The organism is Arcicella sp. GW458-12-2-14-TSB2 (assembly GCF_059423785.1).
In genome coordinates, this window is sequence record NZ_JBWKYN010000010.1 from 47585 (window position 1) to 56326 (window position 8742).

The following is an 8742-nucleotide window of genomic DNA, read 5'->3' on the forward strand; positions in this document are numbered from 1 at the left end:
TGCAATCACTAACTCATTATTTATTAAAATGGAAAATATCAATAGAAGACAATTTTTAACTACGTCACTTATCCTTTCATCAATCCCTTTGTTGAAAGCTCAGACCGTTAATAGTACGGATACAGAAACGGTGGCGATAGCCAAAGAAGCATATATTTATGGTTTGCCTTTAGTGCTGACAGATTTAACACGAATTGTAGGTAGCAGACCTTCTAATCAATTTCATCATAGCAGGGCTTTCCCTGACCATACTTTTAAAGCCGTTGTGCGTCCTAATAATGATACTTTTTATTCTTCAGCTTTTCTTGATTTAGGCACAGAACCTATCATTCTTGAGATTCCTGATACACAAGATCGCTATGCAGTTGTACCACTGATGGATGCTTGGACAAATGTTTTTGCTTCGTTTGGCAAAAGAACTACTGGAACAAAAGCCCAACGATATATCATAACAGGGCCGAAATGGAAAGGTGTTTTACCAAAAGGGATTGAAGAAGTAAAATCTCCCACAGATGTAGTCTGGATTATCAGTAGAATACAAGTAAATAGTCCAGAAGACGGAAAAAATTTTGTTAGTAAAATTCAAGATGGTTTGAAATTGAGACCATTAAGTCAATTAGACAAAAATGAAGTTACGACATTCCCAAAAATTACATATTCGGTAGAATCTTCAGAAGCTATCCAAGTACTAAAAGCTAAACGAAATGTAGTAGAAGCCCTTAAAAAACTAACCACTGAAGAATATTTCACTTATTTAAATGAGCTTTTAGTAAAAAATCCTGCATTGGAAGCAGACAAGAAAGTAATAGACAGATTTGCCAAAATTGGCATTAAAGCTGGACAAAAATTCTCGCTAAATACGTTTGATCAAACAACTCAAAATGCTTTACAAAACTTACCTATAGAAGTAATAAATACCTTAGAAAAAGCAAGAACAATTCTTACCAATAATAACGAAAACAAACCTGACGTAACCATTGGACATTATGGCACCAATTATCAAAAAAGAGCAGCGGTAGCTTATTTTGGATTAGGAGCATTAGGACCAGAAGATGCTGTTTACCAAGGTTATCGTGAAGATACTGACCACAAACCACTCAATGGTGAAAATCAGTATGTCATTCATTTTGAGCCTAATAAAACGCCTCCAGCCAAAGCCTTTTGGTCAATCACACTTTATGATAAAGCTGGTTATCTAACCGAGAATGCTATTCGTAGATATGCCATTGGCGACAGAAGTAACCTAAAATATAATGCTGATGGTTCATTGGATATCTATATTCAACATGATAGCCCAGGTACGGATAAAGAAAACAATTGGCTACCTGCTCCTAAAGAGGATTTCAATTTATCTGTGAGAATCTATTGGGCAACAGATGAATATTTAAAAACGGGCAATTGGGTAAAACCAGCAATAAGAAAAATTGTGCTTTAAATAATAAGCTATAGGCAAATATACTCTGAGACTATAGTGTATCGCATAAATATCAAAAATATGAAAAAAATATTAAGTACAATACTCCTTTTAGGCGTGATAAGTGTTGCATCTGCACAGCATAAAGGAGGAGAAGATTTGTTTGCTACAGTCAAAAAGTTTGTTTCTCTGGGCGAACATCGCACTGGCACAAAGGTTGATTTTGCTACTTCACAATGGTTAAAAACCGAATTAGACAAAATAGGCTTCCGCACGGAATTTGTCAATTTTCCTGTGAATCAATTTTTTTTTGAAGGCGGTAATATTATTGCTGATAATAAAAAATTAGACCTATTACCGCTTTGGCCTGTTGACCCAAAGGTAAATCAATCACAAAAAGGAATATTAATTGATGGTGATAAAACAACGGATGTAAGTAAGCTAAAAGGGAAATTAGTATTAACCAAGCTTCCAATTTCAGGTGGTGCATTGAACGAGGCTATCGAAAAGCACCTTGAAAAAATCATTCAAGCAGGTGCGAAGGGTATTGTGGCAATTACACCCAGTAATACTGGTGAAATTGTAGCCCATAATACACGAGCAGATACTAAACCTTGGAGCATACCAGTATGGCAAGTAGCCTCAAAAGATTCAACGGTTTTTAATGATGTAATAAAGTCGGGGACAGAAGTGGCTGTTACCATAAAAGGTTATAGTAAACCAATTCAAGCTAGAAATATTGTTGGGAAAATCGGTAATGGGAAGCAATATGTAGTGATTTCAACGCCTATCAGTGGCTGGTACACTTGTGGTGGTGAACGTGGGCCGGGCTTGGCGACATGGTTAAGCTTAGCAGAATGGGTGAGTAAAAATCGTTCTCAGTTTACTGATTATACTTTTGTCTTTACAGGAAATTCTGGTCATGAATTAGACAATTTAGGCGCATTAACATTTGCGGAGAAAGCAGCCCCTAAACCAGAAGAAACCCGTCTTTGGATACACCTTGGGGCAGCTATAGCAGCAAAAGCATGGAAAAAAGAGAATGGCGTTTATATCCAGACAGAGGAAGTAGATGCTAACAGAGGAATCTATTATGACGAATCAGTAGCGAACGCATTTGAAAAAGCCTTTGCTAATTTAAAAGCAAGAAAAGCGAAAGGAACAGAAGCCAATAAAGCCACGATAAAAGCAGGTGGAGAAGGCGGTTTATACAAGGAAAAAGGCTATAAAAATCTAGTTAGTTTGGCTTATGCCCATCGTTATCACCATGTGAAAACTGATGATGAGAACAATACCTCTCCTGCTTTATTATTGGAAGTTTCCAATGCACTAAAAACCTTTATTTCGGATGAATTAAAACATTAATTCCAAGCTGAATAACAGTAATGATTTTTTGAGGAAAGAGGCTGTTTATTGCTAAACAACGTTAAATTCTCATTGAAAATGTAATACTAATTCGATAGAATATATATAGTTAAATATCATGAAAGCAACTATCACTTCCTTTTCAACAAGATTTATAGGGCTGATTCCTCCCCTTGTCATCTTGCTCATTACTGTTATCAGCAATCCAGATTTATTTAAGAAAAAGCAACAAAATAAACTTAAAACAACCAGTAGTTATCAAGTAAGTAATCAGAATAAACAATACAATTAACCCATTGATAAAATTATGAAAAAAATTAAACCAAAAATGAATCAATATTTATCCCTTATAGCAGGGACAATATTGCTCACTTCGACAAGTAATGTCTTTGCTCAAACCGAGCAGGAATGGAAAGGGAAAATTACTAAATCGCACATCACTTCAACGCCATATAAAATAGACTATTTGAAAAAAGCCAAAGTAGGCTCACCCAATGTAGTTGTAATTATATTAGATGATGTTGGTTATGGTGCTTCTAGTGCTTTCGGAGGAGTAATCAATACGCCTAATTTTGAAGCATTAGCCAAGGGTGGTCTTCGTTATACTAATTTTCATACAACAGGCATTTGCTCTCCTACTCGTTCTGCTTTGTTAACAGGTCGTAATCATCATTCAGTAGGCATGGGGCTATTCCCTCATTTTTATCTTTCGGCTGATTATCCTGGTTATGACGGTCATATCAAGTCTACTAAAGGGACCATTGCAGAAGTGCTTCGTGAAAATGGGTACAGTACTTATCAATTAGGAAAATGGCACTTGACCCCAGACGAAGAAAGTACAGATTTAGGGCCATTCGACCGCTGGCCATCAGGTAAGGGCTTTGACCATAATTTTGGTTTCTTGGGTGGAGCTACTGACCAATACAAGCCTGATTTAGTGGAAGATAACTTGCATATCAAGCCAGATGGCAGACACTTAACAGCACAGTTGACAGACAAAGCCATTAGTTATATTACTAAACAAAAAACGCTTGCACCTAATAAACCATTCTTTCTGTACTTCGCTCCGGGTGCTACACATGCTCCGCATCAGGTAGATAAGGTTTGGTCTGATAAATACAAAGGGAAATTTGATGCTGGCTGGGATGCTTTCAGAGAGCAAGTATTTGCCAATCAGAAAAAATTGGGTGTAATTCCTGCTAATGCTGTTTTACCTGACAGAAACGATTTTATCAAAGCTTGGAAAGATTTACCTGCCGAAGAACAACATTTGTATGCACGCTTTATGGAAGTATATGCCGGTTTCTTGGAATATACTGATTATGAAGTGGGTCGTTTGGTGAATCATTTGAAGGAAACCAATCAATTAGATAATACAGCAATCTTCGTAATCATTGGTGATAATGGCGGTAGCAAAGAAGGTACTGAGTATGGTGTAACCAATAAAAATCTACGTTTTGGAGCAGAAGGAATAACACGAGAAGAATACAAAAAATATATCTTGACCGAATACGACAAAATCGGAACACCTAATGTATTAAGTTTAGCTAACTATCCTTTAGGTTGGGCTCAGGCAACGAATACGCCTTTCAAATTCTGGAAAAGTGATGCCAATGCTGAAGGTGCAACACACAACCCCCTAATTGTTCATTACCCGAATGGTATCAAAGAAAAAGGAGCTATTCGTACTCAGTTTGGTCATGTAACTGATATTCTTCCAACGATTGAAGAAATCACAGGCGTTACTCAACCAGAGGTAATCAAAGGTATCAAGCAAGACCCAATTCATGGAAAAAGTTTGGTGTATTCGTTCGATAATGCTAAGGCTCCTGAGCAACATACACAGCAGTACTTTACTATTTTTGGCAACAGAGCCATTTATAAGGACGGTTGGAAAGCGGGTGCTGCACATCACCCAAATACATTAGAAACCTTTGGCTTTAAAGGCGAAACACTTCCTGTTATCGAAAACAATCCTGATAAAGACGAATGGGAATTATACAATCTGACAGAAGATTTTAATGAAAGAGTAAACCTTGCTAAAAAGTACCCTGAAAAACTTAAAGAATTGAAGGCTCTTTTTGATGCTGATGCAGCTAAGTATAATGTTTATCCATTAATTGATGTACAACACGCTGCTGAACGATTCAGACTTCAGTTGAGTGGTGGTGGTAAGTAATTGTGAATTAGTCAATTGTGAGTTAGTGATTATTAATCTTGTAATAATCACTAACTCACAATTCTGTGCATAAGGCTTTCAATCATCAGATTTTTAATATTGATAGTCATGAATCAAAAAGAAAACCCTCAAAATATATGAAAAAATATCTTTTAACATTTATCCTTGTTGCAACAGTAATCGTGGCTAATGCACAAACGGCAACACATCAGTCGTACACCCAAAAAACTGCGAATAAAGTAGTTGTTACAGAGCAATTGAGCAAGAAAATTCTGAAAGAAATCAAAACAGGGAAAGCCTATTTAGTTGATGTCAGAACACCCGAAGAATATGGCACAAAACATCTACTTTACGCTCAAAATATCAATATTCGTTCTGAAAAATTTGCGGATGAAATCAAGCAGTTAGACAAATCAAAGAAGATTTACCTTTATTGTCGCTCTGGTAATAGAAGTGGCAAAGCAGCAGATACTTTACAAACATTTGGCTATAATTTTGGATATAATATTGGCGCATTAGATAGTTTGGTCGTAAAAGGATTACCTGTAGAAAAATAAAAATGTTAAAGAAAATTATACTTATTGGGCTATTGTTTAGCTCGATTCCTCAGCTATTATTAGCCCAGAAGAAGCAACCTAATATCGTCATCATCCTAGCTGACGATTTAGGTTTTTCTGATATTGGAGCCTTTGGTTCTGAAATCAACACTCCAAATTTAGATAGACTTGCCAAGAACGGTTTAATTCTCACTCAATTTTACAATGCTGGGCGGTGTTGCCCTTCTAGGGCTTCTTTACTCACAGGCTTGTATTCGCACCAAGCAGGTATTGGTGATATGGTACAAGACAAAGGTTTTCCGTCCTATCAAGGCTATCTGAATGGCCATTGTATTACTATCGGGCAAGCATTAAAGCAAGCAGGATATTCAACCATTGTTTCAGGTAAATGGCACGTGGGTTTAGTACCATCAGCGTGGGCTGTCAATCGTGGCTTTGATGAATCTTTTACTTTGCAAAACAACGGCAGTAGCTATTTCAATTCGCAACCACTGTATAATGATGGGCGAATAGTTACTTTTTTAGAAGGCGGTAAGGAAATTACTCGTTCAGATACCTCAAAATATCTTACACAAGCCATTACTGATTTTGCTATTCATGCGTTAGAAAAACAACATAAAAATAATAAACCTTTCTTTTTATATCTAACCTATAATGCCCCTCATTGGCCTATTCAAGCATTACCTGAAGATATTGAAAAGTACAAAGGCAAGTATCTGGATGGCTGGGACAAACTTCGTGAAAAACGATACAAAGCATTACAAACAAAGGGTATTATAGACCAAAAGTGGGCATTATCTAATCGTTTTGAAAATGTGCCCGATTGGGAAAAATTAAGCCCTGAGGAAAAAGACAAATGGGATACTCGCATGGCAATTTATGCTGCCATGATTGATAGAATGGATGCTGGTATTGGGGAAGTGTTACAAAAAATAAAACAACTTGGAGAAGACAAAAATACGATAGTATTATTCCTTTCGGATAATGGAGGCAGTGCCGACGATGTAAAAAACTGGAATTATGTCACTCAAAAAAATGGAAAAGCTGGTTCGATTGCATCAATAGATAGTTACGAAAGCCCTTGGGGAAATGTTAGCAATACGCCTTTTAGGCTGTTTAAGAAAAATACCCATGAAGGTGGAATAGCTTCGCCATTTATTGCGTATTTCCCTAATCATATCAAAGCTGGTAGCAAAAGTACACGACCTAGCCATTTGATTGATATATTTCCCACTTGCTTAGATTTAGCGGGCGTTAAATACCCAACTACTTTTCAAGAGAAAAGCTTAACTCCTTTAGAAGGTACAAGTCTTAAAGGTATTTTTGAAGGTAAAACAACACCACAAAAAACGCTATTCTGGGAACATGAAGGTAGTAAAGCTATCAGAAAAGGAAATTGGAAAGCTGTGGCCGAAAATAACCAACCTTGGGAGTTATACAACCTTGTCAATGATAGAACTGAAACAAAAAACAAGGCAAAAGACAACCCAATTATACTTCAAAAACTAGTGGCTGAACATGAAATCTGGTCTAAAAAAGTAGGTGTACAAGATTGGAATAAAATCAAATGAGTATGAACCGTAGAAATTTTATCAAAAATAGCTCCTTATTGGGAGCCTCTCTGGCTTTGCATCCTTTTTTAAAAGGATTGGCGGAAGAGCGAAAATTAAATATTATCGTTTTATTATCAGACGACCAACGCCATGATACCATTGGGGCTTTGGGGAATAAAGATATTATTACGCCCAATTTAGATGCATTGGTCAAGAACGGAACAGCTTTTACACAAGCTCACGTTTTTGGCGGTTTATCAGGAGCAATATGTCAGCCCAGCAGAGCCATGTTATTGACAGGCAGAACCCTGTTTAGCATTGACCGTCAGGCAAGAGATAATCAAGAATTCAGTTTTGATATTTTCAACAACTATGTGACTTTTCCAGAGTTGTTGAGAAAAAATAATTATAACACCGTTGGAATCGGTAAGCAACACAATGGTACTACTATTTATAATCGTGCTTTTTCTGATGGTGCAAAGGTATTTTTCGGCGGCATGGGCGACCAGTATAATCTTCCTGTACAAGACTACAAGGCAGACAACAATTACGGAGGGCCAAAAGACAATAATTATGCTCCAAATAAAGTAAATGAGTCTAAAGGCAAGCATAGCTCAGAATTGTTTGCAGACGAAACGATTCATTTCATAGAGAAGTATAAAAAAGAACCTTTTTTGATTTATACGGCTTTTACTACGCCCCATGATCCAAGACTGGCTCCAGCCGAGTATAATCAATGGTATGCGGATAAAAAAGTAAGCCTACCACCTAATTTTTTACCACAACATCCTTTTGATAACGGAGAATTAAAAGTAAGGGATGAATTATTAGCACCATTTCCAAGAACAGAAGAAGACACTATACGTCAGATAAAAGAATATTATGCAACTATCTCTCACTTAGACGCCCAGATTGGACGTATTGTGAAAGCCGTTCAAGAGAATGGTTTAGCTGAAAACACGCTTATTGTTTTTGCTGGCGATAATGGGTTAGCTATAGGGCAACATGGTTTATTTGGTAAACAAAGTATTTATGAGCATAGTAACCGAGTACCTTTAATTTTCTCAGGACCAGGCATTCCTAAAAATCAAAAGGTTGATGGTTATTGTTATCTCTCTGATATTTATGCTACTTTGGCAGAAAAATCTGATGTTAAGATTCCGTCTTCTGTACAAGGTATAAGTTTAGCAAAAGCTTTTAAAGACCCAAAAACTCCTTTAAGACCTGCTTTGTATTTTGCCTTCAAACATTTTCAAAGAGGCGTGAAAAAAGACGGTTTTAAATTGTTGGAATATAACGTGGATGGTAATAGACATACGCAATTATTTAACCTTAAAGAAGACCCTTGGGAAATGCACAATTTGGCAGATAAGCCTGAATTCAAGGCTAAAAAGCTAGCATTAAAAGCTGAGTTATTGAAATTGAAGGTTGAGTTTGCTGATACCTTTAGCTCCTTTTGGAATGGGTATAGTTGATTTTTCATGAGAAAAACCTCAGTCCTCATTAGTTTTATCATCAAACATGAGTCATCCCGAATTTTGTGGATGGCTTGCCAAATAAAAACCTCCTTGTTTATTTTGTGAATTACGACAAACACAAAAAACAGGAGGTTTTATTATGCCCAAGGCACATATACAAAAAAACGATAGTTTTACAAAAAAAGCAAATGCTTCT

7 protein-coding genes are annotated in these 8742 nt (G+C 36.6%); all 7 read left to right on the forward strand.

Features of this window, described 5'->3' with window-relative positions; translation table 11 throughout:
* Positions 1–28: 28 nt before the first annotated feature.
* Positions 29–1435 (forward strand): DUF1254 domain-containing protein, encoded by a 1407-nt coding sequence (locus AC07XN_RS02620; RefSeq protein WP_494741952.1) that lies wholly within the window; start codon positions 29–31, stop codon positions 1433–1435.
* A gap of 60 nt (positions 1436–1495) precedes the next feature.
* Complete coding sequence (locus AC07XN_RS02625; protein WP_494741953.1) at positions 1496–2779, forward strand: hypothetical protein; 1284 nt, start codon at positions 1496–1498, stop codon at positions 2777–2779.
* Positions 2780–2897: 118 nt separating this feature from the next.
* Positions 2898–3071 (forward strand): hypothetical protein, encoded by a 174-nt coding sequence (locus AC07XN_RS02630; RefSeq protein ID WP_494741954.1) that lies wholly within the window; start codon positions 2898–2900, stop codon positions 3069–3071.
* A gap of 15 nt (positions 3072–3086) precedes the next feature.
* Positions 3087–4958 (forward strand): arylsulfatase, encoded by a 1872-nt coding sequence (locus tag AC07XN_RS02635; protein ID WP_494741955.1) that lies wholly within the window; start codon positions 3087–3089, stop codon positions 4956–4958.
* Between the two features lie 137 nt (positions 4959–5095).
* Positions 5096–5515, forward strand: a complete 420-nt coding sequence (locus AC07XN_RS02640) for a rhodanese-like domain-containing protein (protein WP_494741956.1) — start codon at positions 5096–5098, stop codon at positions 5513–5515.
* A gap of 2 nt (positions 5516–5517) precedes the next feature.
* A complete protein-coding gene (locus AC07XN_RS02645; RefSeq protein WP_494741957.1) occupies positions 5518–7086 on the forward strand; it encodes an arylsulfatase in 1569 nt (522 codons plus the stop codon).
* 2 nt (positions 7087–7088) lie between these two features.
* On the forward strand, positions 7089–8543 hold the full coding sequence (locus AC07XN_RS02650; protein WP_494741958.1) for a sulfatase family protein: 1455 nt from the start codon (positions 7089–7091) through the stop codon (positions 8541–8543).
* Positions 8544–8742: the final 199 nt, after the last annotated feature.

What these genes read in the sequence shown, in the direction of transcription:
- AC07XN_RS02640 (WP_494741956.1), top strand. Translation starts at nt 5,096, where the DNA reads ATGAAAAAATATCTTTTAACATTTATCCTTGTTGCAACAGTAATCGTG.
- AC07XN_RS02620 (WP_494741952.1), top strand. Translation starts at nt 29, where the DNA reads ATGGAAAATATCAATAGAAGACAATTTTTAACTACGTCACTTATCCTT.
- AC07XN_RS02635 (WP_494741955.1), top strand. Translation starts at nt 3,087, where the DNA reads ATGAAAAAAATTAAACCAAAAATGAATCAATATTTATCCCTTATAGCA.
- AC07XN_RS02650 (WP_494741958.1), top strand. Translation starts at nt 7,089, where the DNA reads ATGAACCGTAGAAATTTTATCAAAAATAGCTCCTTATTGGGAGCCTCT.
- AC07XN_RS02625 (WP_494741953.1), top strand. Translation starts at nt 1,496, where the DNA reads ATGAAAAAAATATTAAGTACAATACTCCTTTTAGGCGTGATAAGTGTT.
- AC07XN_RS02630 (WP_494741954.1), top strand. Translation starts at nt 2,898, where the DNA reads ATGAAAGCAACTATCACTTCCTTTTCAACAAGATTTATAGGGCTGATT.
- AC07XN_RS02645 (WP_494741957.1), top strand. Translation starts at nt 5,518, where the DNA reads ATGTTAAAGAAAATTATACTTATTGGGCTATTGTTTAGCTCGATTCCT.